The 25,388-nt window shown below is 72.0% G+C and carries 22 protein-coding genes; 12 read left to right on the top strand and 10 right to left on the bottom strand.

The window, feature by feature from the left end; translation table 11 throughout:
* The first annotated feature begins 127 nt into the window (after positions 1–127).
* Complete coding sequence (locus ABD691_RS14195; protein ID WP_344680130.1) at positions 128–1,210, top strand: DUF4037 domain-containing protein; 1,083 nt, start codon at positions 128–130, stop codon at positions 1,208–1,210.
* A 252-nt stretch (positions 1,211–1,462) separates the two neighbouring features.
* Here ABD691_RS14195 and ABD691_RS14190 read toward each other — a convergent pair whose 3' ends face one another.
* The 3 genes from ABD691_RS14190 to ABD691_RS14180 form a co-directional block, all read right to left on the bottom strand.
* Positions 1,463–2,419, bottom strand: coding sequence for an NAD-dependent epimerase/dehydratase family protein (locus ABD691_RS14190; RefSeq protein WP_344680129.1), 957 nt, complete (start codon positions 2,417–2,419; stop codon positions 1,463–1,465).
* A 154-nt stretch (positions 2,420–2,573) separates the two neighbouring features.
* Positions 2,574–2,777, bottom strand: coding sequence for a cold-shock protein (locus tag ABD691_RS14185; protein ID WP_009947882.1), 204 nt, complete (start codon positions 2,775–2,777; stop codon positions 2,574–2,576).
* Positions 2,778–3,117: 340 nt separating this feature from the next.
* On the bottom strand, positions 3,118–4,284 hold the full coding sequence (locus ABD691_RS14180; RefSeq protein ID WP_344681270.1) for a Glu/Leu/Phe/Val family dehydrogenase: 1,167 nt from the start codon (positions 4,282–4,284) through the stop codon (positions 3,118–3,120).
* A 635-nt stretch (positions 4,285–4,919) separates the two neighbouring features.
* Here ABD691_RS14180 and ABD691_RS14175 point away from each other — a divergent pair.
* Genes ABD691_RS14175 through ABD691_RS14165 form a run of 3 tightly spaced genes read left to right on the top strand, consistent with a single transcriptional unit; the run spans position 4,920 to position 8,482 of the window.
* Positions 4,920–5,756, top strand: a complete 837-nt coding sequence (locus ABD691_RS14175; protein WP_344680127.1) for a hypothetical protein — start codon at positions 4,920–4,922, stop codon at positions 5,754–5,756.
* A gap of 45 nt (positions 5,757–5,801) precedes the next feature.
* Entirely contained in the window at positions 5,802–7,424 is a 1,623-nt protein-coding gene (locus tag ABD691_RS14170) for an amidohydrolase (protein ID WP_344680126.1), read from the top strand.
* 23 nt (positions 7,425–7,447) lie between these two features.
* Positions 7,448–8,482, top strand: coding sequence for an aldose 1-epimerase family protein (locus ABD691_RS14165; protein WP_344680125.1), 1,035 nt, complete (start codon positions 7,448–7,450; stop codon positions 8,480–8,482).
* On the opposite strand, the gene ABD691_RS14160 is transcribed toward ABD691_RS14165, so the two are convergent.
* The 4 genes from ABD691_RS14160 to ABD691_RS14145 form a co-directional block, all read right to left on the bottom strand.
* Positions 8,457–9,233, bottom strand: coding sequence for a serine hydrolase (locus tag ABD691_RS14160; protein ID WP_344680124.1), 777 nt, complete (start codon positions 9,231–9,233; stop codon positions 8,457–8,459). The two genes, ABD691_RS14165 and ABD691_RS14160, sit on opposite strands and share 26 nt — an antisense overlap.
* Positions 9,234–9,256: 23 nt before the next feature.
* Positions 9,257–10,192 (bottom strand): ornithine cyclodeaminase family protein, encoded by a 936-nt coding sequence (locus tag ABD691_RS14155; protein WP_344680123.1) that lies wholly within the window; start codon positions 10,190–10,192, stop codon positions 9,257–9,259.
* Between the two features lie 173 nt (positions 10,193–10,365).
* A complete protein-coding gene (locus tag ABD691_RS14150; protein ID WP_344680122.1) occupies positions 10,366–10,926 on the bottom strand; it encodes a TSUP family transporter in 561 nt (186 codons plus the stop codon).
* Positions 10,833–11,204: a hypothetical protein gene (locus ABD691_RS14145; protein ID WP_344680121.1), complete on the bottom strand. Its 372-nt coding sequence runs from the start codon at positions 11,202–11,204 to the stop codon at positions 10,833–10,835. The genes ABD691_RS14150 and ABD691_RS14145 overlap by 94 nt, the downstream gene beginning before the upstream one ends.
* 316 nt (positions 11,205–11,520) lie before the next feature.
* Between ABD691_RS14145 and ABD691_RS14140 the strand changes: the two genes are divergently transcribed.
* The 6 genes from ABD691_RS14140 to ABD691_RS14115 all read left to right on the top strand — a co-directional run bounded on the left by ABD691_RS14140 (position 11,521) and on the right by ABD691_RS14115 (position 19,811).
* A complete protein-coding gene (locus ABD691_RS14140) occupies positions 11,521–13,098 on the top strand; it encodes an aldehyde dehydrogenase family protein (RefSeq protein ID WP_344680120.1) in 1,578 nt (525 codons plus the stop codon).
* Positions 13,095–14,243 carry an NAD(P)/FAD-dependent oxidoreductase gene (locus ABD691_RS14135; RefSeq protein ID WP_344680119.1) on the top strand — a complete coding sequence of 383 codons (1,149 nt, stop codon included), beginning with the start codon at positions 13,095–13,097 and terminating at the stop codon, positions 14,241–14,243. Before ABD691_RS14140 ends, ABD691_RS14135 begins: the two co-directional genes overlap by 4 nt.
* 70 nt (positions 14,244–14,313) lie before the next feature.
* Positions 14,314–15,489 carry a Glu/Leu/Phe/Val family dehydrogenase gene (locus tag ABD691_RS14130; RefSeq protein WP_344680118.1) on the top strand — a complete coding sequence of 392 codons (1,176 nt, stop codon included), beginning with the start codon at positions 14,314–14,316 and terminating at the stop codon, positions 15,487–15,489.
* 55 nt (positions 15,490–15,544) lie between these two features.
* A complete protein-coding gene (locus ABD691_RS14125; RefSeq protein WP_344680117.1) occupies positions 15,545–16,504 on the top strand; it encodes a LysR family transcriptional regulator in 960 nt (319 codons plus the stop codon).
* Complete coding sequence (locus ABD691_RS14120) at positions 16,501–18,684, top strand: thiamine pyrophosphate-dependent enzyme (protein WP_344680116.1); 2,184 nt, start codon at positions 16,501–16,503, stop codon at positions 18,682–18,684. The genes ABD691_RS14125 and ABD691_RS14120 overlap by 4 nt, the downstream gene beginning before the upstream one ends.
* 125 nt (positions 18,685–18,809) lie before the next feature.
* The gene (locus ABD691_RS14115) at positions 18,810–19,811 is read left to right on the top strand and encodes a chitinase (protein ID WP_344680115.1); all 1,002 of its coding nucleotides are present in this window, start codon (positions 18,810–18,812) and stop codon (positions 19,809–19,811) included.
* A gap of 40 nt (positions 19,812–19,851) precedes the next feature.
* Here ABD691_RS14115 and ABD691_RS14110 read toward each other — a convergent pair whose 3' ends face one another.
* The gene (locus tag ABD691_RS14110) at positions 19,852–20,823 is read right to left on the bottom strand and encodes a magnesium transporter CorA family protein (protein WP_344680114.1); all 972 of its coding nucleotides are present in this window, start codon (positions 20,821–20,823) and stop codon (positions 19,852–19,854) included.
* 70 nt (positions 20,824–20,893) lie between these two features.
* Positions 20,894–22,282, bottom strand: coding sequence for an FAD-binding oxidoreductase (locus tag ABD691_RS14105; protein WP_344680113.1), 1,389 nt, complete (start codon positions 22,280–22,282; stop codon positions 20,894–20,896).
* A gap of 76 nt (positions 22,283–22,358) precedes the next feature.
* Between ABD691_RS14105 and mmuM the strand changes: the two genes are divergently transcribed.
* Together mmuM and ABD691_RS14095 are read left to right on the top strand one after the other, a co-directional pair.
* A complete protein-coding gene (gene mmuM, locus ABD691_RS14100) occupies positions 22,359–23,234 on the top strand; it encodes a homocysteine S-methyltransferase (RefSeq protein WP_344680112.1) in 876 nt (291 codons plus the stop codon).
* Positions 23,235–23,328: 94 nt separating this feature from the next.
* The gene (locus tag ABD691_RS14095; RefSeq protein ID WP_344680111.1) at positions 23,329–24,081 is read left to right on the top strand and encodes a sugar isomerase domain-containing protein; all 753 of its coding nucleotides are present in this window, start codon (positions 23,329–23,331) and stop codon (positions 24,079–24,081) included.
* A 39-nt stretch (positions 24,082–24,120) separates the two neighbouring features.
* Here ABD691_RS14095 and ABD691_RS14090 read toward each other — a convergent pair whose 3' ends face one another.
* Positions 24,121–25,005, bottom strand: a complete 885-nt coding sequence (locus ABD691_RS14090; RefSeq protein WP_344680110.1) for a mycobacterial-type methylenetetrahydrofolate reductase — start codon at positions 25,003–25,005, stop codon at positions 24,121–24,123.
* Positions 25,006–25,388: the final 383 nt, after the last annotated feature.

Genomic DNA, 25,388 nt, shown 5'->3' with positions numbered 1-25,388 from the left:
GGCACTTTGGTCGAACCTATCGGCCCGCTCCGGGTTTTCCCAGCCCCTGCCCCGGACTGGAACGATCACGGCGCGGCGGCGGGCAAATCGCTGGGCGGCCTCGGAGCCGACTGCCAGGATCTCCGGGATGCAGAACGACTTCGTACCCGGCGCGGAGCTCGCCCGCCGGTTCTACTGGGAAGCCGTCCGGCCGGTGCTGCCGGATGTCGCGCATGCGGCGGCGCTGATCGGCGGCGGCTCGGAGGTGCTCGGGTTCGACACCCCCAGGTCCACCGACCACAACTGGGGCCCTCGTCTGCAACTGTTCCTGCACCCCGACGACGCGGACCGCCGGGCCGCGATCACGGACCTGCTCGCCGACCGCCTGCCTCCGGTCTTCCTCGGCTGCCCCACGAACATGGAGCCTTTCGGCGAGGACGGCGCTCTGCGGATGCGCCGCACCGAGGGCCGCCCGCGGCACGGCGTCGTGGTCGCCGAACTCGGCGACTGGCTCCAGCGCCACCTCGGGTTCGACCCGCTCGCGGAGATCACCGCTTTCGACTGGCTCGCGACCCCGACCCAGACCCTGGCGGAGATCACGGCGGGCGCGGTCTTCCACGACGGCCCGGGCACGCTCACCGAGGTCCGCCGGCGCCTGTCCTGGTACCCCGGCGACCTGTGGCGCTACGTCCTCGCGTGCCAGTGGCAGCGGATCAGCCAGGAGGAGGCGTTCACCGGACGCTGCGGCGAAGTCGGCGACGAGCTCGGCTCGGCCGTCGTCGCCGCCCGGCTGGTGCGCGACCTGATGCGCCTGTGCCTGCTCATGTCCCGCCGGTACCCGCCGTACGGCAAGTGGCTCGGCAGCGCGTTCGCCCGGCTCCCCTGCGCGCCGACGCTGACTCCGATCATGACCGCGGCCGTGGCCGCGACCGGCTGGCGCGAACGGGAGGAGCACCTCGCCGCGGTCTACGAAGCCGTCGCCGCTATGCACAACGCGCTCGGGATCACCCCGGACGTCGACCCGCGCACCCGGCCGTACCACGCCCGGCCGTTCCGCGTCCTGCGCGCCGAGCGTTTCGCGCATGCCCTGCGGGAAAGCATCACCAACCCGTCCGTGCGAGATTTGCCACTCGTCGGCGGAACGGACCAGTACGTCGACAGCACCGACGTCCTCTGCCACCACGACCGCAACCGCCGACTGGCCGATGCCCTGTTCCGGCGGGAGAACTGACTATTCGAAACCGGACATCACCCGGAGTTGCCCACGGGAACGGCGACCATTACCGAAATCACCCGATCGGCCTATGGAAACCACAGACCCGTTCCGGTGAGCAACAACGCGGACACGCGCCATCAAAAAACGCGAAAGATCCTGTTCAACTCTTGCGCCGAGCGGCTTTTCGAACCGCGCCGAATTGCCCGGCCCGCGCATACCGGCCGCAACCGTTGCGGTCACCAACCAACATTTCCCAGATTTCCGCCGTCATCCCGGCCAGAGACCGCAGAGCGTGGCGAAACCCTCCCGCCAGCTCGGCCAGGTCGGCCGCCAGCCCAGCGTTTCCCGGAGCCGGAAGTTCGTCGCCCCGCGCTGCTCGGTGAGCTGGTGCACGGTGAGCCAGTCCAGCTGCGCCTTCGCCTGTTCCAGCGTCAGCGACACCGGGGTCGGCCCGCCGACGATCCGGGCGTAGGCCGGCAGCCACTCCGTGCTCTCCGCGGGCTCGTTGTCGACCACGTTGTACGCGCCCGGGTCACCTCCGGTCAGCACCTCGATGACCGCGCTGGCAGCGTCCTCGGTGTGGGTGAACGACGTCAGCCCCACTCCCTCGCCGACCAACGGCAACGCGCTGCCGCGCACCCGCTCGTGGATCACCCCGCCCGGGGCGTACCACGTCCGGGGTCCGTAGAGCGCGCCATAGCGCAGCGCCACGCCGTCGATCCGCGGGCAGGTCAGCACCGCCTCCTCCATCGCGGCGACCGCGCGGACCGCCTCGCCCCACCGGCCCGGCGCGTCGGTCCACAGCGGGGCGTCCTCGTCGAGCACGTCGTGCCCGCTGGGGCTGTACGCGGTGGCCGCGCTCTGCGTGATGATGCGTCCCGCGCCGGCCGAGACCGCCGCGTTGACCAGGTTCTTCGTGCCCGTCTCACGCAGCCGGGAGGTGCGGTGCAGCGCCACGTCGAGGTCCGGGTGGCGGAACGCCGTGACCTGCCCGACCACCACGTCCGGGGTGGCGTCCTGGACGACCTGGCGCAGCTTGCGGGGATCCATGATGTCCGCGACCGCGACCGCGTCGACCAGGTCGCCTCCCTCGAGCCTGCCGTCCTGGCGCACCAGCGCGGTCACGTGGTGCCCCCGCTCCCGCAGCCGCGGCAGCAGGGTTCTTCCGACGACACCGGTGGCTCCGGCCACGAACACACGCAGGGGCACTATGACCTCGGACATCCATCGACGACAGCAACCAGGGAGCCTACCGGCGCCACGCCCGGACCCCTGGATGAAGTTCACCCGATGTAGTGATCACGGGACGCGGCCCCGACGCGAAGACAGGCCCGCACCGGAGCGGTGCGGGCCTGCCTTCGCGTGCTGTCAGGCGAACTCAGATGGTGCGGATCTGCGCCGCCTGCGGCCCCTTCGGGCCCTGGGCGATCTCGAACTCCACCCGCTGGTTCTCGTCCAGCGTGCGGAAACCGGTGGCGTCAATCGCCGAGTAGTGAGCGAACACGTCGGCTCCGCCCCCGTCGGGGGTGATGAAGCCGAAACCCTTTTCAGCGTTGAACCACTTGACGGTACCGGTAGCCATTCTCTGTCTCCTACTTCTAATGGCCAGGGCCAACACTTCGTAGACCCCAAGTCGCCGAGATGATCACCCGGGCCGAACGGCCTCCGGCACAACAAAGTGCCCGCGTCACATTAGTTTCGCAGGCACTTTCAAGTACTTCTGGGAACCAAAACTGCAACTACGGCTACGCTAGCACTCCGCGAGCGGGTTGTCACTCACTCATCACCCGAAGTCGTGGCCGGCACCGAGAGGTGTAACGCCGGAGGATTTCCGATCGACATCACCGGGAAGCGGATCGATGCGCCGGGAGACATCGGCCCGGCGCATCGCCACCACCCGATATCGGTGCGTCCGGAATTGCTCAGGGAATGCTGACCAGCAGCCTTCCCTCGGCCTCGGCCACCCGATTCTGCTCGGTCTGCCAGTCGGCCAGTTCCAGCGCCGCGGCGCGCGGCGTCGTGCCGTCGGCGTCCCACGCCGCGAGCAGCGGCGGGATCTTGGCGAGCATCTCCTCGCGGAGCACGCTGAACGACAGCACCGGGTCCGCGTCGACCCGGCCCAGCAGCAGCCACCACGCCCACGCGACCGCGCCGGAGTTGGCCACGAAGTCCGGGACGACCGGGATCCCCCTGGCGGCCAGCAGGTGCTCGGCCTCGGCGGTGACCGGGGTGTTGGCCGCCTCGATGATCACCTTCGCGCGCACGTCGGGCACCTCGCGCGGGGTGATCGCGTAGGACACCGCGGCCGGGATCAGCACGTCGACGTCGGCCGAGAGGACGGCGTCGCGGGACAGCCGCCGCACGTCGTCCGGGACGCGGGTGCGGTCGATCTCGCCGAACTCGTCCCGCAGGTCCAGCAGTTCGGGGATGTCCAGGCCGTCCGGGTGGTAGAGCGCTCCGGCGGCGTCGGCGACCGCGACCACCTTGAGCCCGGCCTCGTGCAGGTACCACGCGGCTCCGCCGCCCATGGTGCCCACGCCCTGGACCGCCACCCGGGTCCGCCCGTGCTCCCAGTTCCTGGCGTGCACCACGGCGAGGCAGCTCTGCGCGACGCCGTAGCCGCCGACCACGTCCCCGAGCAGCAGCCCGCCGGGGACGGGGGCGTTCAGGCCCGCGCGGATGCGGCGCAGCGTGTGGCCGACGTCGGGCGCCCGGCGGATCGCGGCGTGGTAGGACTGCTGGAGGCCCGCCTCGGCGAAGACCTCGTCGATCAGGTGCTGCGGGACGCCGAGGTCCTCGGCGGTCACCCAGTGCGCGTCGATCCACGGGCGCATCGCCTCCACGAAGCGCCGCAGGACACCGCGGGCCCGCGGGTCCTTCGGATCGCAGTCGATGCCGCCCTTGGCGCCACCGACCGGCAGGTTGAACACGGCGGTCTTGCGCGCCATGCCGCGGGCCAGGTCCTCGACCTCCGACATGGTGCAGCCGGCCCGCATCCTGGTCCCGCCGGTGGCGAGGCCGGACACCAGGCTGTGCACGACGAGGTAACCGTGCTTGCCCGTCACCGGGTCGGTCCAGGTCACCTTCATCAGCGGGGCGCAGTCGACGAGTGCCACCAGCCGAACCTCCTCCCAAATCGCAGTGCATGACCCCGGGCGCCCGGGGGTGGGCGCCCGCTGAGTTACGGATGGATGGGGACGTGTACCGGGCCGGCGGTTCGGGAACCGCGCCGGCCGCACGCGCTGCGTCGTGGGTATCTCACCGCCGGGGACCGGCGGTGAGCGTCACGAATGTCGCAGCCAGAGCGAGGAAGAAGACAACCAACGAAGCGGACGCGGGTGGCCGTTCTCGTGGAGCTGCATGGTCACCTCCGCGTCAGGAGTTGGCGATGGGACGAAGCTAAACCCCGGTCAGATTTATTGTCAACAATCGTTCTATCGGACATTAGGCGACGTCATCCGGAATTCACACGACAACCACAGCGGAAACCGTTCGCACGGCCGTGACCTGCGGAGTCGACGGCGCGCCGGACTCGGCCAACTGGCCCTCAACTGTCACTCGCTCGGGGCCTTAAGCTTCCGTACGCGGCAGTAGTGCGGCCGCGATGATGAGGACTTGCCGACCCGGGGGCGGACTTGGGACCGCGGCGCGGGGCGGCGCAGGAGGCAGGACGGGAGTTCGCGAACGGGCCCCGTGATCCCTGTCCGGCTGGAAGGATGCAGGCATGAGCCAACCGGGACCCCAGACCCCGCCGGGTGCCCAGAACCCACCGGGCGCGCTGGATGAGGCCGCGCAGCAGCAGCTCATCCAGGAGATCGGCAGAGTCATCGTGCGCGCTCTCCCGCCTGGGTGGCAGGAGGCGACCGTCGAGTACCGCGCGGTCGGCCCGCACGGTGAGCTCGCCGCGCAGCTGCTCGCCCCCAACGGAACCGTGGTGCCGATCGCCGCCCCGTCCGACGCGGAGGAGCTGTTCGCCCAGCTGCGCCACGGGATGTACCAGCCCGAGCGCGGCACCTGGGTCAGCGCGCTGTACCGGTTGCAGCGCCCCGGCAGCTACAGCGTCGACTTCAACGGCGACCACGAACCCAACTGGCGCACCACTCCCCCGGCCGGCGCCTACGCCGAGGAGCTGCGCCGCTACCCGCGCGCGGCCGCCAACACACCCGCCTGGCTCGGCGGTACCGGTGCCGCGCCCGCGCTGCGCACCGCGGAGGTCTTCGACGGCGACGGCCGTCCGATCACCGAACGCCCCGCGGTCAGCCCGGAGGACCGCGACCTCGTCGTGGAGTACCTGGAGCGCGCGCCGATCGTGCTCTCCGCGCGCAGCTACGACACCGACCGGATCGATCCGCAGCGCCCGCCGTCGGTGCCGCTGACCTTCCACACCGACGGCAGCTGGATCTGGCCGGGTGCCACCGGTTACTACCTGCGCACGCACGGGGTGGCGCCGGACGCCGAGCTGGTCGCGCACATCCGCGGCACCGGGTTCCGGCTGCCCGAGGTCGACGAGCGGACCCGGGAGCTGGCGGTCTCGCTGATCACCGGAGAGCAGCGGGCCTGATCGGCCGGTCCGCGCCACACTGGACGGGGCGGACGGGAGGCCGAAATGCCGAACGCGGTGGCCGAGCTGGCCTTCGTGGGCGGGCCGGTGGCCACAATGGACGCCGCCCGGTCGTTCACCGACGCGGTGGCGGTGCGGGCGGGCCGGATCGTGGCGGTCGGCGGCCCTGCCGTGCGCGCGGTGACCAAGAGGGCCACCGAGGTCGTGGACCTGCGCGGCAGGCTGCTGCTCCCCGGTTTCCACGACGCGCACGTGCACCCGCTCTACGGCGGTCTGCTGCGCTTGCGCTGCGACCTGACCGGCTGCACCGACGCGCAGGACTGCCTGGCCCGGATCGGTGAGCACGCCGCGTCCTGCGCGGCGTCGGACTGGGTGCTCGGCGGCGGCTGGGACATGGCCCAGTTCCCGCACGGCACGCCGACGCGGGAAGCGCTCGACGCCGTGACCGGCGACCGTCCGGCGTACCTGGTCAACCGCGATCACCACGGGGCGTGGGTGAACAGCGCCGCGCTGCGGCTGGCCGGGATCGACCGCGACACCCCCGATCCGCCGGACGGGCGCATCGAGCGCGATTCGCGCGGTGGTCCGGCCGGGACGCTGCACGAGGGTGCGACCGCACTGGTCGCCCGGATCGTTCCGCCCGCTTCCGCGCAGCAGTACCGGGACGGGCTGCTCGAAGGCCAGCGCCACCTCCAGTCGCTCGGCGTGACCAGCTGGCACGACGCGATCCTGGGTCCCTACCTCGGCTACGCCGACCCGCTGCCCGCCTACCTCGACCTGGACCGGCGCGGGGTGCTCACCAGCCGGGTCACCGGCGCCCTGTGGTGGGACCGCGACCGCGACCGGGCGCAGCTGCCCGAGCTGGTCCGCCGCCGCGAGCTGGCGCGCGGCGACCGGTTCCGCGCGGACGCGGTCAAGATCATGCAGGACGGCGTGTGCGAGAACTTCACCGCCGCGATGGTGCTGCCGTACCTGGGAGAGCACGGCAGCGGGCTGTCCTACGTGGAGCGGGAGCGGCTGCTCGAGGTGGTCCCGGAACTGGACGCGGCCGGGTTCCAGCTGCACTTCCACGCGGTCGGCGACCGCGCGATCCGCGACGCCCTGGACGCCGTCGGCGCGGCCCGGGCCCGCAACGGGATGAACGACCGCAGGCACCAGATCGCGCACGTGCAGGTCGTGCAGCCCAGCGACGTGCCGAGGTTCCACGAGCTGGGGGTGGCGGCCAACGTCCAGGCGCTGTGGGCGGTCAACGATCCGGCCATGACCGACCTGACCGTGCCGCACCTGGGCCACCGCCGGGCGAGCTGGCAGTACCCGTTCCGCTCGCTGCGCGCGGCGGGCGCGGTCCTGGCGGCGGGCAGCGACTGGCCGGTGTCGGACGCCGCGCCGATGCGGGCCGTGCACGCCGCGGTCAACCGGCGCGAGTCCGATGAGGACGAGCCGTTCATCCCCGAGCAGCGGCTGGACCTCGTGGACGCGCTCGCCGCCTACACCGCGGGCAGCGCGTGGGTGCACCACCTCGACGACGAGATCGGCACCGTCGAGGTGGGCAAGGCCGCCGATCTGGTGGTGCTCGACCGCGACCCGTTCGCCGCGCCTCCGGAGGAGATCGGCGACTGCCGGGCCGAGCTCACCGTGATCGACGGGACGATCGTGCACGGCGGCTGAGCGGCGATGGCATGATCGGCGGCGTGTGGTTCCCGGACGACGTGTGGTTCCTGGACGAACTGACTCCCGGCCAGCTCCGGCAGCGCGTCGGATCCCTCGCGCAGGTCGCCGGGATCGACCGGTTCTGCGAGGAGGACGGACTCGCGCGGGGCGCCCGGCGCTTCCAGGTGCGGACCGGTTCCGGCCTGGTCTTCGACGTGCTGCCCGACCGCGGGCTCGACCTGGGTGCCGCGAGCTTCCGCGGTGTGCCGTTGGCCTGGATCTCGCCCGCAGGGCACGTCGCGCCCGGCCACGCCGAGCACGCCGGAGCGGGCTGGCAGCGCACCTTCGGGGGTGGCCTGCTCACCACCTGCGGGCTCGACCAGTTCGGCGCCCCGAGCACCGACGGCGGTCAGGACTTCGGGCTGCACGGCCGGGCCAGCAGCACTCCCGCCCAGCAGGTGAACGCGGTCGCCGACGGCAGGCTGGAGGTCACCGGCAGGCTGCGGCAGACCCGGCTGTTCGGCGAGAACCTGGTGCTGGACCGCACGATCGCGTCCGGGATCGGTTCCCGCGCGATCACCGTGACCGACACCGTCACCAACGACGGTTTCCAGTCGCAGCCGCACATGCTGCTGTACCACATGAACCTCGGATGGCCGCTGGTCTCGCCCGCCGCCGTCCTGCGCGTTCCGGGCAGCCGCCCGGTGGCCAGGGACGCCGACGCCGAACGGGGCCTGGACTTCTGGGACCGCTTCACCGAACCGGATCCGGGCTTCGCCGAGCAGGTGTTCCGGCACGACTTCGCCGAGGCGGGCCCGGTCGAAGTGCGGCTGGAGAACCCGGAGCTGGGGCTGGCGCTGGGAATCCGCTTCGACACCAGGCAGCTTCCCGGGCTGTTCCAGTGGAAGATGCTCGGCGCGGGCAGCTACGTGCTGGGCGTCGAACCCGCCAACTGCCGGGTGATCGCCGGTCGCGGAGCGGCCCGCGCCGAGGGAGAGCTGCCGGTGCTGGAACCGGGCGAGTCGCGCTCGTACTCGGTGTCGGTCGAGGTCAGCCCAACGACTGGAACACCCTGAGCCCGAGCTCGGCGATCCGCGCGCACACCCGCGGCGCGGCCAGGGCGAGTTCGTCGACCAGCACCGCCACCACCGCGCGCGGCCGGTCGTCGCCGATGAGCGCCACGTCGTGGCGGACGTCGGACAGCTCGCCGGTCTTGTTCCAGCAGCGCGCGCCGTCCGGCAGCTGAGCGGGCAGCCGGTCGCGGACCTGCTGGCGGGCCAGGACGCCCAGCGCGTGCCGCGTCAGCTCCGGCGACAGCGCCGCTCCGGTGGCCAGCCGGTCCAGGATCCGGGCCTGGTCCAGGGCGCAGGTGGTGTTGGTGCCGGGGTCCTCGACCCGCATCAGCAGCCGCTGGACCTGGGTGCCCTGACAGCCGAACTCGGCGGCGCGGTCGTTGATCGCGGCGAAGCCGACTGCTTCGACCACGGCGTTGGTCGCGGCGTTGTCGCTGATCACGATCATGAGCGTGATCAGGTCGACCAGGGACATCTGCCGCACGCTCGGCAGCTCCTTGAGCACGCCCGATCCGCCGACCCGGTCGGCGGGCAGCTCGACCTCGGCGTCCAGCGCGAGCCTGCCCTCCTGCACCTCCCGCAGCGCCGCCAGCATGATCAGGACCTTGATCGTGCTGGCCGGGTGCACGACCCGCTCGGCGCCGAACAGCACCGGCTCGCGCTCCTCCAGGTCCCAGGCCGCGAAGCCGGCCCGGCCCGGGAAGTCCGCCCACCCGGGCTCCAGCGCCGTGCGCAGGCGATCGGCGAATCCCAACGTTCCTCCTCGTGCGGTGGTGTTCACAGCGTGCCGAGAACGGCGTGCGCCGCGGCGGCATCCTGTACGCCGAGCCCGACGCTGTTGAAGAACACCAGCTCCGCGTCGTCCGCCCGACCGGGCACTCGCCCGGTCAGAACCTCGCCCAGCGAGCGCAGATCCTCGCGCCGGAGGTCGCCGCGTTCCAGCGCGTGGGCGATCGGGCCCGCGTGCGCCGCGGCCGTGCCGACCTCGTCGACGACGACCGCCGCCCGCCGCACGAGCTCGGCGTCCACCTCGCGCCGATGGTGCTCGAAGCTCCCGACGCTGATCACCGCCGCTCCCGCGGCCAGCTCCCCGGTCGCCACGACCGGCTCCGCCGACAGCGTGCAGGTCACCACGACCGGCGCCGAGCGCACGGCTTCCGCCGCGCTGCTCACCGCCCGCACCGGCAGCCCCAGCTCCGCCGACAGTTCCGCCGCCGCTGCTTCGCGACGCTCGGGATCGCGGCTGAACATCCGCACCTCGCGCAGCGTTCGCACCCGCGCGATCGCGCGGACGTGCGCCCGCGCCTGCACGCCGGAGCCGATCACCGCGAGCTCGTCGGCCGTCGCCAGCGCGAGCGCGTCCGCCGCGACCGCGCTCGCGGCGGCGGTGCGGATCTCGGTGAGCGCGGTGGCGGCCATGATCGCCGTGGGGCGGCCGGTCCGGGCGTCGAGCACCAGGACCGTCGCGGAGACAGCCGGAAGGCCGGCGTCGGCGTTGCCGGGATGGACCGCGACGAGCTTCGCGACCGCGCCGTGGGCCGGGGACAGGCGGCTGAGGTAGCTCAGGGTCGTGTCGCTTCCCGTGCGGATCGCGACCTTCTCGGCCAGCTGCGCATCGCCGCGTCCCAACGACTCGAACGCGACCCGCTGCGACGCGATCGCGGTGTCGAAGTCCAGCGCCGCGGCCACCTCGTCGTCACTCCACACGCGCATCCGCACCTCCGTCACCGCGCACGCCCACCTACGCAGCACGCTGCCACACCTGCGGGCGCGCCGGTAGAGATCCACTCCGAGTGTCCCTTCCGCCTGTACATGGCGGGCGGTGGCGTTGCTGATCAGGTGTCCGCCAGGTAGGTCCGAACGCGCGGTGGTGGAGTTGTTCGGATCTAGTTGGCGGATTCGTGGGGCGGTCGGTTGTGGCGGGCGAGTTTGATCGCTGAGATCAGCAGCACCGCGGCCAGCGTGGGGATGAGGACCAGGTCGGGGATTACGCCCAGGAGCAGGCCGCCGAGCAGGGCACCGGTGATGGAACCGGTGACCATGACGGTGGCGAAGCGCAGGTTGTGCCGCAGGACGCTGAAGCTGTTGTCGCGGCTGTAGCGAGCGAAGGCGACGAGCATGGTGGGCAGGGAGACCAGCAACGAGAGGCTGCCGGCGGTTTTGATGTCGACGTCGTAGAGCAGCACGATCGTCGGGATCAGCAGCTCGCCGCCGGCAACGCCCATGATCGCGGCGACGACGCCGATGCCGAACCCGGCGGCGACCCCGATGACGGCCTGGAGAGCGGGTGGCAGGTCGAGCACGCCCAGGCTGGTCACGTGGGTCAGGACCAGCGCGGCGGCCATGAGGACCATCAGGGCGGCGAGGACCTTGTAGAGGGTGGCGGTGCGCATCCGCACCGCCCAGGCCGCGCCGGCCCAGGCTCCGAGCAGGCTACCGGCGAGCAATTGACCGCGACCGCCCAGTGGGAGCCCAGCTCGGCGGCGGTCACGGTGGCCAGCCGGGCGGGCAGCGCGGTGAGGACCACGACCAGGCTCATCGCCTTGTTCAGGATGACCGCCGAGAGGGCGGCGAACCCGAACAGGCCGATCAACAGCGGCAGCCGGAACTCCGCCCCGCCCAAGCCGATCATGCCGCCCAGCAGACCCACCGCCGCGCCCGCAGCGAACACCACCGGCGCAGGCCGGGCCAACCGGACCGGGACCGCGTTCTCCTCAACAGCCACCCGCTGACCCGCCTTCCGTGTTCACCGCTTTGGCCGTGGTCACGATCCTTCACTCGCGGATTCAGGGGGACCAGACCGAGCTTCCGTACGGCGCCGCATTCTGCCGACCCCGCCCCCGTGTCCTGATCATCGCCCGCCACCTAGCCCCGAACACCGCCACCTTCGCCCGAACAGCTCCGAGCGAAAGCTGAACTGGCTCTCAGTTCGAGGAGAAATCACTCTTCTGATTCTCGGGAAATCGGCCGGTGCGGCATTACGGTGGCCCCACCGGGCGGTGCCCGGCTGCGACCAGCGATCAGGAAGAGGTGGGTTTTCGGTGGAGTCGACGTTGAGTTCCGTGCTCGGCCCGGAGGACAAGGCCGTGGACGGCGGCGGCACCGAGTACCTCTCGCGCAACCCGTCGAACCTCGACGACGTGGTGGCGCGGGTCCGGCTCGGCGGTCCGGACGCGCTGCGCATCGCGGCGGAGAACGCCCAGCGCGCGCAGCGCGAGTGGGCGCAGGTGCCCGCGCCGGTGCGCGGGCGGGTCGTCGCGGGCCTCGGGCGGCTCGTGGAGGCCAACAAGGAGTCGCTGGCCAAGCTGGTCACCCGCGAGATCGGCAAGCCCTACGCCGAGGCGCTGGGCGAGGTGCAGGAGATCGTCGACACCTGCGACTTCTTCCTCGGCGAGGGCCGCAGGCTCTACGGCCAGACGGTGCCCTCGGAGATGCCCGACAAGCAGCTGTTCACCTTCCGCGTCCCGGTGGGCGTGGCCGCGGTGATCACCGCGGGCAACTTCCCGGTGGCGGTGCCGTCCTGGTACCTGGTGCCCGCGCTGCTGTGCGGCAACGCGGTGGTGTGGAAGCCCGCCGAGTACGCCGCCGCGTCGGCCAGGGCGGTCGCCGAGCTGGCGTGGCGCGCCGGGGTGCCCAAGGGCGTGCTCAACCTGGTCTACGCCGACGGCGAGTCGACCTTCGCGGGCCTGGAGGCGGCGCTGGAGGCGGGCACCGTCAACAAGGTCGGGTTCACCGGCTCCAGCGCGGTCGGCACCCGGGTCGGCGAGCTCTGCGGCAGGCACCTGCAGAGCCCCTGCCTGGAGCTGGGCGGCAAGAACCCGATGGTCGTCGCCCCGGACGCGAACCTGGACCTAGCGGTGGAGGGCGCGCTGTTCTCCGGCTGGGGCACCGCGGGCCAGCGCTGCACCTCGCTGGGCAACCTGATCGTGCACCGCGACGTGCACGACGAGTTCGTCTCCCGGCTCGACGGCGCACTGCGCTCGGCCGCGATCGGGGACCCGACCGGCGAGGTCCTCTACGGGCCGCTGCTGGACCAGAAGTTCGCCGACGGCTTCGAGTCCGTGCTGGAGACCATCGCCGACCACCACCGGGTGCTCGGTTCGGACGCGGTCGGCCGGATCAGCGAGTCCGCGCCGCGCAAGGGTTTCCAGGGCGACCCGTCGACCGGCCTGTACTACCACCCGGTGCTGCTGGACGGGCTGCGCCCGGACGACCACGTGTTCCGGCAGGAGACCTTCGGGCCGATCGTCGGCGTCAGCACCTTCGACACCCTCGACGAGGCGATCGAGCTGGGCAACGCGCCCGGCTACGGGCTGTCGGCGGCCGTCTACACCACCGACCCGGCGACCGCGTTCCGGTTCCGCCAGGGCATCGGCGCGGGCATGGTCAGCGTCAACAACTCCACCTCCGGCGCCGAGGCGCACCTGCCCTTCGGCGGCAACGGCCGGTCCGGCAACGGCAGCCGCCAGTCCGGCATCTGGGTGCTCGACCAGTTCACCCGCTGGCAGTCGCTGAACTGGGACTTCTCCGGCAAGCTGCAGAAGGCCCAGATGGACGTCGACACCGTCGAGCCGGAGCTGGACTACCGGCTGCCCCCGGAGCTCGGGGGTGGCGCATGACTCTTCCGCCGCGGGCGGAGGTCGTCGTGATCGGCGGCGGGGTGGTGGGCGCGAGCGCTGCCTTCCACCTCGCCGAGGCCGGTGCCGACGTCCTGCTGCTGGAACGCGACGAACTGGCAGCCGGCAGCACCAGCAAGGCCGCGGGCGGGGTCCGCGCGCAGTTCTCCGACCCGGTCAACATCGAACTCGGCCTGCGCAGCCTGCGGTCCTTCGAGGACTTCGCCCGCAGGCCCGGTGGCGAGATCGACCTCAAGCAGCACGGATACCTGTTCCTGCTCTCGGACGCCGAGGACGTCGCCGCGTTCGAGCGCGGCGTGCGGCTGCAGAACGAGTTCGGGGTCCCGAGCCGGATGCTGACGGTGCGCGAGGCGTGCGAGCTGTCCCCGTACGTCGTCGAGGACGGGCTGCTCGCCGCCGCGTTCTCCCCCACCGACGGGCACTGCACGCCCGAGGCCGTGGTCCAGGGCTACGCCGCGGGCGCGCGGCGGCACGGGGCGGTGATCGAGCGGCACTGCGAGGTGACCGGCATCGAGGTCTCCGGCGGCGAGATCACCTCGGTGCGCACCGATCGCGGTTCGACCGCGACGTCCACAGTGGTCTGCGCGGCCGGGGCGTGGTCGGCGGCCGTTGGCCGGATGGCCGGGGTGGAGCTCCCGGTCCGCCCGCTGCGGCGCCAGATCCTGGTCACCGAGCCGGTGCCCGGGCTGCCGCCGAAGATGCCCTTCACCATCGACTTCTCGACCAGCTTCTACTTCCACGACGAGGGGCCCGGGCTGCTGATCGGCATGTCCGACCCCGATCAGGAGTACGGGTTCGAGCTCGGCACCGACGACAGCTGGCTGCCCCGGCTCTCCGAGGCCCTGCTCGCCCGCGCGCCCGCGCTGTCCGAAGTGGGCGTCGCGCACCGCTGGGCCGGGCTCTACGAGGTCACCCCGGACCACAACGCCCTGATCGGGGAATCCCCCGAGGTGGGCCGCTTCCTGTACGCGACCGGCTTCTCCGGCCACGGGTTCCTGCAGGGCCCGGCCGTCGGCGAGGTCGTGCGCGACCTGGTGCTCGGCCGCGAGCCGGTGGTCGACGTCGCCGGGCTGGACGCGCGCCGGTTCGACGGCGCCGCGATCCGCCCCGAGCACAACCGCGTCTGAACTCCAGCGTTTCCCGTCCGCCCACCGCGACGCCCCGCTCCGGGCGTCGCGCCACTAAGGAGCCACAGCAGTGCGTGATCTGTTGCAGGAGATCGACGAATGGGGTCCGGAGAAGGTCGTCTGCGTCTCCGACGCCCGGACCGGCATGCGCGGCGTGCTGGTCATCGACAACACCGCACGCGGTACCGGGAAGGGCGGCACCCGGATGAGCCCGTCGGTGACCGTCACCGAGATCGCGCGGCTGGCCAGGGTCATGACGTGGAAGTGGGCGGCGGTGGACCTGTTCCACGGCGGAGCCAAGGCCGGCATCAACGCCGACCCGAACTCGCCGGACAAGGAGCGGATCGTGCGGGCCTTCGCGCGCAAGCTGGCCGACCAGATCCCGGCCAGCTACGTCGCCGGGCTGGACATGGGAATGACCGAGAACGACGCCGCGATCATCCAGGACGAGCTCGGTGACCGCGGCGCCGCCGTCGGGGTGCCGGAATCGCTGGGCGGGGTTCCCTACGACCAGCTCGGGGTGACCGGGCACGGCGTGGCCGAGGCCGTCGACGCCGCGCTCGGGCACCAGGGGCGCGGGATCGCCGGCGCGCGGGTGGCGTTGCAGGGCTTCGGCGCGGTGGGTGCGGCGGCGGCGCGCAGGCTGCACGAGCTGGGCGCCCGGGTGGTCGCGATCTCCACTGTGGACGGAACGGTGCACGACCCGGACGGGCTCGACGTCGGCTACTGGCTCGCGGCGCGGGCCGACCTCGGCGACGCCTGCGTGGACACCGCGCCCGCGGCCAAGCGCCTCCCGCGCGGCCAGGAGCTCCTGGTCGACTGCGACGTGCTGGTCCCGGCCGCGGGGCAGGACGTCATCGACGAGCCGGTGGCCGCCGGGATCCGCGCCGGGCTCGTCGTGGAGGGCGCGAACCTGCCGACGACGCCAGGGGCGCGGGCGCTGCTCGCCGCGCGGGGAGTCACCGTGGTCCCGGACTTCATCGCCAACGCCGGAGGCGCGATCGCCGCGGGGTTCGCCATGGACGCCCGGCGGTCCGCCTTCCGCCCGGAGCCGGAGGCGATCCTGCGAGCGGTGGCCCAGCGCTCCCGCGACAACACCGTCCTGGTGCTCGACACCGCCCGCAAGCAGGACACCCTGCCGCACGAGGCGGCGCTGGACCTCGCGCGCGAGCGCGTGCGCACGGCGATGCGCCTGCGCGGCCGGCTCCCCCACCGCGAAGCCGAGCCCGAGGCCGTCACCGCATGAACAACCACATCGCATCCCGCCCGAGCCGACCACGGAAAGCGCGCTGAGGATCGTCATGCTCAATCCGATCCACTTGCGAACGCTCCAGGAGTGCGTGCGCACCGGGTCGTTCGCCGAGGCCGGCCGGGTGCTCGGCTACACCGCTTCCGCGGTGTCGCAGCAGATGGTGCTGCTCGAACGCGCCATCGGCGCGCCGCTGTTCGAGCGGTCCGCGCGCAGCGCCCGCAGCACCGGGCTGGCGATCCGGCTCGCGGAACGCAGCCGGGACGCGCTCGGCGCGCTGGACTCCCTGGAACGGGAGGTGCGCGCGATGGTCGTCGGCGACGAGGGCAGCCTGCGGCTGGCCAGCTTCGCCACCGCCAACGCCATGGTGCTGCCGGACGTGCTCGCCGCCGTCGTCGCGCAGCGGCCCAACGCCGAGGTGCAGCTCGACGAGGGCGAGCCCGACGAGGTCATCAGCGGGGTGCTCGACGGCGTCGTCGACGCGGCCGTGGTCTTCGAGTACGACCTGGACCCGCGGCAGTGGCCGGTCGAGCTGTGCGCGACCGAGCTGATGGCCGAGCCGCTGCGGCTGGCGCTGCCGGGCTCGCATCCGCTGGCCGCGGCCGATGCGGTCGACCTGCGCGCGCTGGCCGACGAGGCGTGGATCTGCACCCGCCAGGACACCGCGGGCGCGCGCTCGCTGGTCCGGCTCGCCGCCGCGGCCGGGTTCGTGCCCCGGATCATCTTCCGCAGCAACGACTACTCGGTCATCCGGGACCTCGTCGCCCGCGGGCTGGGCGTGGCGGTGCTGCCCGCGCTGGCGTTCGGCGACGGCGGCGTCCAGGTCCGGCGGATCGCCGGATGGCAGCCGCAGCGCCGGGTGCGCGCGCTGCACCGCAGGCAGAACACCAACCCGCTGCTGCCGATCGCGTTGGAGTACCTGACCAGGTCGTGCGCGGCGCTGGCCGAGGGCTGGCACGGCGACGACCGGCACGGCGTCGAGCGGGAACCGATCCGAGCGGAGGGCGCATGACCCAGCGCGAACCCATCGACGAGCACTTCTCGGCCGCCGTCGCGGCGCTGACCCCGCGTCCGGCCGCGACCGCCGCCGGGGCGGACGAGCTGCTGGCGCTGTTCGACTCGCAGGCGGGCAGCAGGCACCTGGACTTCGCCGCCCGCGGGCTGGGGTCGCGCAAGCAGGGCTACTACAGCATCGGCTCGTCCGGGCACGAGTCCAACGCCGCCGTCGCCGCGGCGCTGCGGCCGTCCGATCCGGCGCTGCTGCACTACCGCTCCGGTGGTTTCTTCGTGCACCGCGCCCGGCAGGTTCCCGGGCAGAACCCGTTGCGGGACGTCCTGCTCGGCGTGGTCGCCTCCGCCGACGAACCGATTTCGGCGGGCAGGCACAAGGTGTTCGGCAACGCCGAGCTCGGGATCATCCCGCAGACCTCGACGATCGCCTCGCACCTGCCGCGAGCGGTCGGGCTGGCGTTCTCGCTCGAGCGGGCCGCGCAACTCGGCGTGCGCCACGAGTGGGCGCCGGATTCGGTGGTGGTGTGCAGCTTCGGCGACGCCTCCGCCAACCACTCCACCGCCACCGGCGCGATCAACTCCGCGCTGCACTGCGCGCACCAGGGCGTCCCGATGCCGTTGCTGCTGGTGTGCGAGGACAACGGGATCGGGATCAGCGTCCGCACCCCGCAGGGCTGGATCGAGACCACCTACGGCAACCGGCCGGGGCTGCGCTACTTCGCCGCGGACGGTGCCGATCCGGTGCGGTGCCTGGAAATCGCCCGCGAGGCGGCCGACTGGGTGCGGCAGCACCGCGCTCCGGCCTTCCTGCATCTGCGGACCGTGCGGCTGATGGGACACGCGGGGTCCGATGTGGAGTCCGGCTACCGCGCGCGCACCGAGATCGTCGCCGACTACGACCGGGATCCGCTGCTGGCCACGGCGAAAGTCCTCGTGGAGCGGGGAGTTCTCACGCCCGACGAGGTGATCTCCCGGTACGAGGCCAAGCGCGCGGAGGTCGACCGGATCGCCGAGGAGGCGCTCGGCCGCCGCAAGCTGGCCAACGCCGACGAGGTGATGGCCGCCATCGCGCGGGACCGGCCGGAGGCCGTCGCGCGGCGGGCGGGCGTGATCGACCGGCAACGCCGGGAGAACGCCTTCGGCACCCGGCCGCCCGAATCCGAGGGACCGCTGACGCTGGCGCAGGCGATCAACCGCTCCCTCGCCGAAGAACTGGCCCGGGACAGCGGTGCGGTGGTCTTCGGCGAGGACGTCGCGCGCAAGGGCGGCGTCTACGGCGTGACCCGCGGGCTGCGCAAGAAGTTCGGCGGTGCCAGGGTTTTCGACACCCTGCTCGACGAGCAGAGCATCCTCGGCACCGCGCTCGGCGCGGGGCTGGCGGGCCTGCTGCCGATCCCGGAGATCCAGTACCTGGCCTACCTGCACAACGCCGCGGACCAGATCCGGGGCGAGGCCGCCACGCTGAGCTTCTTCTCCGACGGCCGGTACACGAACCCGATGGTGGTCCGCATCGCGGGTTACGGCTACCAGAAGGGCTTCGGCGGGCACTTCCACAACGACAACAGCGTCGCGGCGCTGCGGGATCTGCCCGGTGTGGTCGTCGCGTCCCCGTCGCGCCCGGACGACGCCGCGGCGATGCTGCGCACCTGCGTCGCGGCAGCCCGCGAGGACGGCCGGGTGTGCCTGTTCCTGGAACCGATCGCGCTTTACCACACCCGCGACCTGCACGAGTCCGGCGACGGCGGCTGGCTCGCCGACTACCCCGCCCCCGGCGAGGGGCACGTTCCGATCGGGCGGGCGCGCGAGCATGGCGACGGCCGCGATCTCACCCTGGTCACCTTCGGCAACGGCGTGCCGATGAGCCTGCGGGTCGCGCGGCGCCTGCGGGAGCACGGGATCGCGGCCCGAGTGCTCGACCTGCGGTGGCTCGCTCCGCTGCCGGTCGCCGACCTGCTCGCCTCGGCCCGCGCCACCGGACGGGTCCTGGTCGTCGACGAGACCCGCCGCTCGGGAGGCGTGTCCGAACCGGTGCTCACCGCGCTGGCCGACAACGGTTTCGACGGTGTGGCCGCACGGGTCACGAGCGAGGACAGCTTCATCCCGCTCGGGGACGCCGCGTACCACGTGCTGCTCGACGAAGCGACCATCGAGCAGGAAGCGCTCCGGCTGGCCAAGCACTGACAACCGGGGGGCGCCCGGAGGTGTCGCCTGCCCCGAACGGCCCAGATCGGTTGACGAGGTGGTCTGGACCACATACGTTCTCCCGCGTTTGATCGTCGCCCGCCCGACGAGAACGGGAGTCACCGATGCGCACCCTCGCCAAGCTGCTCACCGCCGCGGTGGCAGCCGCCCTGCTGCCGTGGGCCGTGGTCGCGGCGGATGCCGCACCCCGAACCGAAGCGCCCAGAACCGAAGCGCGCCAAGCCGAAGCGCCCCGGGCCGAAATCCGCACCGCACCCTACGTCGACATCACCCGCGAATCGCCCACGCTCCCGCAGATCGCGGAGGCCACCGGGCAGAAGCACTTCACGCTCGCCTTCGTGCTGGGCAGCAGCGCAGGCTGCGATCCCAGGTGGGGCGGGGAACTCCCGCTCGACGACCCCAGGATCGTCGAGCAGGTCGACCAGCTGCGCGCCATGGGCGGTGACGTGATCGTCGCCAGCGGCGGCGCGCTGGGGCCGTACCTGGAGAACACCTGCGGCAGCGCCGACGAACTCCTCGCCGCGTACAAGAAGACTCTGGACGCGGTCGGCGCCAACCACCTCGACATCGACGTCGAGGCGTCGATCCCGCAGGACATGGTCAACGAGGCGCTGGCCAAGCTCCAGGCCGAGCGGCAGACCCAGGTCGGCTACACGCTGCGGGTGCAAAGCGACGACACCGGGCTCGACCCCTACTCCGTCCAGGTCCTGCAAAGCGCCGCCGCGCACGGGGTCGCACCGCTGGTGAACCCGATGGCGATGGAGTTCGGCTCCGGCAGACCGTGGGGCGACGCGGTGATCGCCGCCGCGGAGAGCACGCTCGGGCAGATGAAGCAGATCTGGCCGGACGCCGGTGACGCGGAGCTGAAGGCCCAGCTCGGGATCACGCCCATGATCGGCCGGAACTACAACGGGAAGATCTTCGACCAGAGCCACGCCCGGCAGCTCGTCGACTGGGCCGGGGCCAACCGGATCGGCCTGCTGTCGTTCTGGTCGGCCGGGCGGGACAACGGGGGCTGCCCCGGTGGCCCGGTCTCACCGGAGTGCAGCAGCATCGAGCAGGGCGACTTCGAGTTCACCAACATCTTCAAGGGATTCGGCGGATGACCGAGCGTCACGGCCCTGCCGCGCCGGGCCGTGAACGCCCCTACAGCCAGTCGCGCCTGCGGAACAGCACGTACAAACCGACCGACAGCACCACGATCGCAGCCGCCGACGCCCAGAACCCCCACACCTCCTGGAACCCCGGGTACGGCACGTTCTGGCCGTAGAACCCGGTGACCGCGGTGGGGACCGCGATGATCGCCGCCCAGCTGGTCACCTTCTTCATGATGGTGTTGAGCCGGTAGCCCTGGAGGTTGAGCTGGGTCTCGCGGATCGTCGTGATCAGGTCCCGCAGCGACTCGGTCCACTCCGAGGCGCGCAGCACGTGGTCGTAGACGTCCTGGTAGTAGGGGTGCATCGGCTCGTCGACCAGGCCCATGTCGTGCCGCATGACGGTGCTGACCACCTCGCGCATCGGCACCACCACCCGGCGCAGGTGCACCAGGCTCTTGCGCAGGTCCAGGGAACGGCGCTGGAGGCTGGGGTGGTCGGGCTGGTCGTCGAAGACCAGGTCCTCCAGCTCCTCGATCCGCTCGTCTAGCACCTGCGCGGCGTCGAAGTGACCGTCCACTATGTAGTCGAGCAGCCCGTGCAGCAGGAACGCGACACCGCTCTTGGCCGAATCCGCCGCAGATTCCCACCGGGCGACCACCGCGTCGATGTCGAAGTGCTCGTCCTTGCGGACCGTCACCAGCGCCTGCTTCGTGATGAACGCGGCGACCTCCGACCGCTCCAGCCTGCTGGAGCCCTCGGCCATCCGTACCGCGTACGCGGTGAGGAACGAGTGGCTGTCGTAGCAGTCGATCTTGGCGCGCTGGCACTCGGAAAGCGCGTCCTCCACCGCGAGCGCGTGCAGTCCGAGCTCCTCGCTGATCGCGGCGAGGTCCTCCGCGGTGGGACCGCAGAAGTCCAGCCACACCGTGGTGTCCGGGTCAGCCAGGTAGTCCGATATATCCGCTACGGGAAAGTCTTCCGATTCGAGAACTCCGTTGCGGTACAAGCGAGTTCGGGCCATGGGCGCACACGTTATCCGGAGCGACACCCGCGGCGACACCCGATCCGGTGAACTGCCGCCGGGCGCTCCGTCACCGGCCGGGGTCGCCGAAGACCTTGCCCGGGTTGAAGATCCCCTTCGGGTCCAACGCGTTCTTGACGGCGTGGTGCATGCCGACGACCGCCTGACCGAGCTCGGCGTGCAGGCCCCGGCGCTTGAGCAGCCCGACCCCGTGCTCGCCGGTCACCGTGCCGCCGAGCGCGATCGCGTCGTCCACGATGTCGTCGAAGGCCAGCTGCGCGCGCTGCCGGGCGGCGTCGTCGCCGGGGGCGGTGATGATCAGCGGGTGCAGGTTGCCGTCCCCGGCGTGGGCGATGTTGGCGATCAGGGTGTCGTGCCGCCGCGCCGCCGCCTCGATCCTGGCCAGCATCTCCGGCACCGCCGCCCGGGGCACGCACACGTCCTCGGTCAGCACCGGGCCCAGGCGCTCCAGCGCCGGGTAGGCCAGCCTGCGGGCGGCGAACAGGGCGTCGGCCTCGTGCTGGTCGGTCGACACCGCGCTCCAGGTCGCACCGGCCTCGTCGAAGCAGCGCGCGAGCGTGGCGACCTCCTCCTCGCCTGCCGCCCCCGGGGCGTCCGAGCGGCCGAGCAGCAGCACCTCGGCCTCGTCGCTGAGGCCCATGTTCTTCCAGTCGTCGACGGCCTTCAGGCAGTGCCGGTCGAGCAGTTCCAGCGCGGACGGCACGACCCCGGCGGCGGCGACCGCCGCGACCGCCTCCCCGGCCGGGACCAGCGAGTCGAAGTAGCCGACCACGGTCCGCTCGGGCGCGCGAACGCCCGGCAGCAGCTTCACGGTGATCTCGGTGACGACGCCGAGCGTGCCCTCGGAGCCCACGAACAGCCCGCACAGGTCGTACCCGGCCACGCCCTTGGCGGTGCGCCTGCCGAGGCGGACCACCTCGCCGTCGCCCACGACTGCCTCCAGGCCGAGGACGTAGTCGCGGGTCACGCCGTACTTCACGCAGCACACGCCGCCCGCGTTGGTGGCCACGTTGCCGCCGATGGTCGACCACGGCGAGCTCGCCGGGTCCGGCGGGTACCAGGCGCCCCGCTCCCGGCAGGCGGCCCGCAGGTCGTCGTTGACCACGCCGGGCTGGACGACTGCGAGCTGTTCCCGGGGGTTGATCTCCAGCACGCGGTTCATGTCCGCGAGCGAGATCAGCACGCACCCGTCGATCGCGTTGGCACCGCCCGACAACCCGGTGCCCGCCCCGCGCGCGACGACGGGGACGCGGTGCTCGGCGCAGGCCCGGACCGCGGTCACGACGTCCTCGGTGCTCGTCGCCCGCACCACGGCCACGGGCTTGCCGAAGGGAGCCCACTCGGCCTCGTCGTGCGCGAAGCGGGCAACCGAGTCCGGATCGGTCAGCAGGCGCTGCTCGTCGAGCCCAGCCCGCAGCGCCGCCACGACATCCGCCATGTCTCCTCCGTTCGCGAACACCCGCGTGCACCGTATCGGGTGACGGATTCCGGAGGGAAAGTCCTAGGCTGGGTCCGTGGACTTCGGAACGGGGCCTTTGGTGCTCGACGGTGGTCTCGCCACCGAGCTGGAAGCTCGGGGGCACGACCTCTCCGACGATCTGTGGTCGGCCCGGCTGCTGACCGACGCGCCGGACGAGATCACCGCCGCGCACGAGGCGTTCTTCCGCGCCGGCGCGGTCATCGCGACGACCGCGAGCTACCAAGCCAGCTTCGCCGGCTTCGCCGCGCGCGGCATCGGCCGCGGCCAGGCAGCTGCGCTCATGCGCCGCAGCGTCGAGCTCGCCGCAGCCGCGCGCGACCGGCTGCCGCAGGACCGGCCGCGCTGGATCGCGGCCTCGGTCGGGCCCTACGGCGCGATGCTCGCCGACGGCTCGGAGTACCGGGGCCGGTACGGCCTGCCCACCGCGGATCTGGTCGGGTTCCACCGGCCGCGGCTGGAAGTTCTCGCCGCGGCGGCACCCGACCTGCTCGCGCTGGAGACCGTGCCGGACGTGCAGGAGGGCGTGGCGCTGGCCGAAGCCCTGGACGGCATCGGCGTCCCGGCGTGGCTGTCCTACACCGTCGACGGGGACCGGACCCGCGCCGGGCAACCGCTGGCCGAGGCGTTCGAGGTCGCCAGGGACCACGACGGCATCGTCGCCGTCGGCGTCAACTGCTGCTCCCCCGACGACGCCGGCCCCGCGATCGCCCTCGCTCGCCGGATCACCGGCAAGCCCGTGGTCGTCTACCCCAACAGCGGCGAGACCTGGGACGCGCGGCGGCGGCAGTGGACCGGGCCGTCCCGGTTCGGCGAGCCCGCGCGGTGGGTCGACGCCGGCGCCTCGATCGTCGGCGGCTGCTGCCGGGTCCGGCCCGCCGACATCGCCGCGCTCGCGGCCGCGATCGGCTGACTGCTCCGATCAGGGACAGGTCCCGCGCCGGGGTGGCGACGCGATCCGGCGCACGTCACGGTGAGCAGGGCAGCCCGGCTCCGGAGAGGACGACATGGCAGTGGGAAGCGGCGAATTCGCCGACGTGGCAAGGGAGATCTTCGACCGCACGGCCGAAACCCAGTCCGAGGCGGTCCGCCGGGCCGCCGGTCTGGTGGTGAGCGCGCTGCGCGCGGGCGGTGTCGTGCACGCCTTCGGCACCGGGCACTCCCAGGCGCTGGCGATGGAGATCGCGGGCCGGGCGGGAGGGCTCGTGCCCACCAACATGATCGCGCTGCGCGACCTGGTGATCCACGGCGGGCAACCGCCGGAGGTGCTCTACGACCCGTACCTGGAACGGGATCCGGCCGTCGCGCACCGCCTCTACGAACTCGCACCGGTCCAGCACAACGACGTGTTCGTCATCGCGTCGAACTCCGGCGTCAACGGGGCTGTCGTGGAGTTCGCCGACCTGGTCGGCAAGCACGGGCATCCGCTCATCGCGATCACCTCCGCGAAGCACTCCGCCGATGTCGACTCCCGGCATCCGTCGGGCAAGCGCCTGTCCGACTTCGCCGACGTCGTGCTCGACAACGGCGCGCCCTACGGCGACGCGGTGCTGGAGATGCCGGGCGGTGGCGCGGTGTGCGGCGTTTCCTCGATCACCGCGGCACTTCTGGCCCAGATGGTCGTCGCCGAGGTCGTGCGCGCGTTGCTCGACGACGGCGAAACCCCACCGGTGTACCTGTCCGCCAACATCCCCGGCGGCGACGAGCACAACCAGGTCCTCGAAGCCCGCTACGCGGGCAGGATCCGGCGCGGGGCGTAGCGAACCGCCGCCTCCGGTCCGGAGACGGCGGTTCTCGGGTCAGGGCTTCGGCTCCCAGTGCTCCAACATGGCCGCGAAGGTCTCGAAGGCCGGTTCGTTGTAGCCATAAGGGGCTTCGAGGTGGACGCTCAGCGGGAACCCGAGGCCGTGGACTCCGTCGATGACCCGCTTGTACAGGTCCACGACCGCCTGCTTGCGCTGCTCGAAGCCGAGTTCGGCAGTGCGCGCGACGAATTCCTGCTCAGCGGCCACAGCCTCGTTGCCGGGGTCCTGGATCAGCCACTGGATCAGCTTCTTCTTGCTCTCCACCCCGGGGATGAAGCCGAAGGACAGCAGGATCTCCGGGCGGTGCGGGGTGGTGCGGGCGAATTCCTTGAGGAATCCGACGATGGCGTCGGAGAACAGGAGCTGGGTCATGCCGTAGGTGGCGCCGCGTTCGCACTTGAACCCGAACCGGCCCTGTTCGCCTTCCCGCGTCGGGATCAGGATCGACCCGCGGTGCGGGACGACGTCCTGGAACTTGGTGAGGGCGTCGGTGGGGGCCACGCCCGGACCTTCACCGTCGGTCATGTTGCGCGGCACGCCGACGAAAGCGATGCCGTCCATGTCGGCGTCGCGCAGATTGCGCAACCGCTCGCCCAACTGCTGTTCGTCGTGGAAGGCGGTGACCTGCGTGCACAGGCCCCGCACGCCGTCGAGTTCCGGGCGGATGGTGCGCCAGAAGTCGGCGACGTCCATCTTGGGCCGGAAGTCGACCGGGCGGTCGCCGTCCTCCTGGATGATGCCGGGGATCATCACGTGCCTGATCCGCCCGGCCAGCCCGGAAGAGCGGCTGAGCTCGGCGACCTTCTGGCCTTCCGCAACAGCCTTCTGCACACCGCCGTCAAGGTCGGGCGGAACCAGTTCGAGTGCGATGGTGTTCATGTCGGCCTCAGGTTTTCCTTCTGTCGACTTCGGTCACCGCAGCCACGTCCGCAGCCTGGGCTGCTGGGTCCACGCCTGCGAACCCGCCCGATGCGGACGGGGACCGGATTTCTCCTGGAAGAGGGGATATTCCGCGAGATGCGACTCGGGCGTTCGTCCGGACGGGCAGAACTTCCGTTGCGGGATGAGGAGAAGTGCACCGCGGACCGGCGCCGCACCGCGGACCGGGGGCGGGCCGCTGACGGTGGTGCGTGCGGATCCGGGGCGGGGGCCGCCGCCCGGGCGCGGAGCCCGGACGGCGACCACCGGTAAGCCCGTTGTTGCGGTTCCGCTGTTCAGTAGCGGTAGTGGTCGGGCTTGTAGGGGCCTTCGACGTCGACGCC

Source organism: Saccharopolyspora taberi, assembly GCF_039534165.1.
Lineage (GTDB): Bacteria > Actinomycetota > Actinomycetes > Mycobacteriales > Pseudonocardiaceae > Saccharopolyspora_D > Saccharopolyspora_D taberi.
This window is presented reverse-complemented; position numbering and strand designations above follow the sequence as displayed.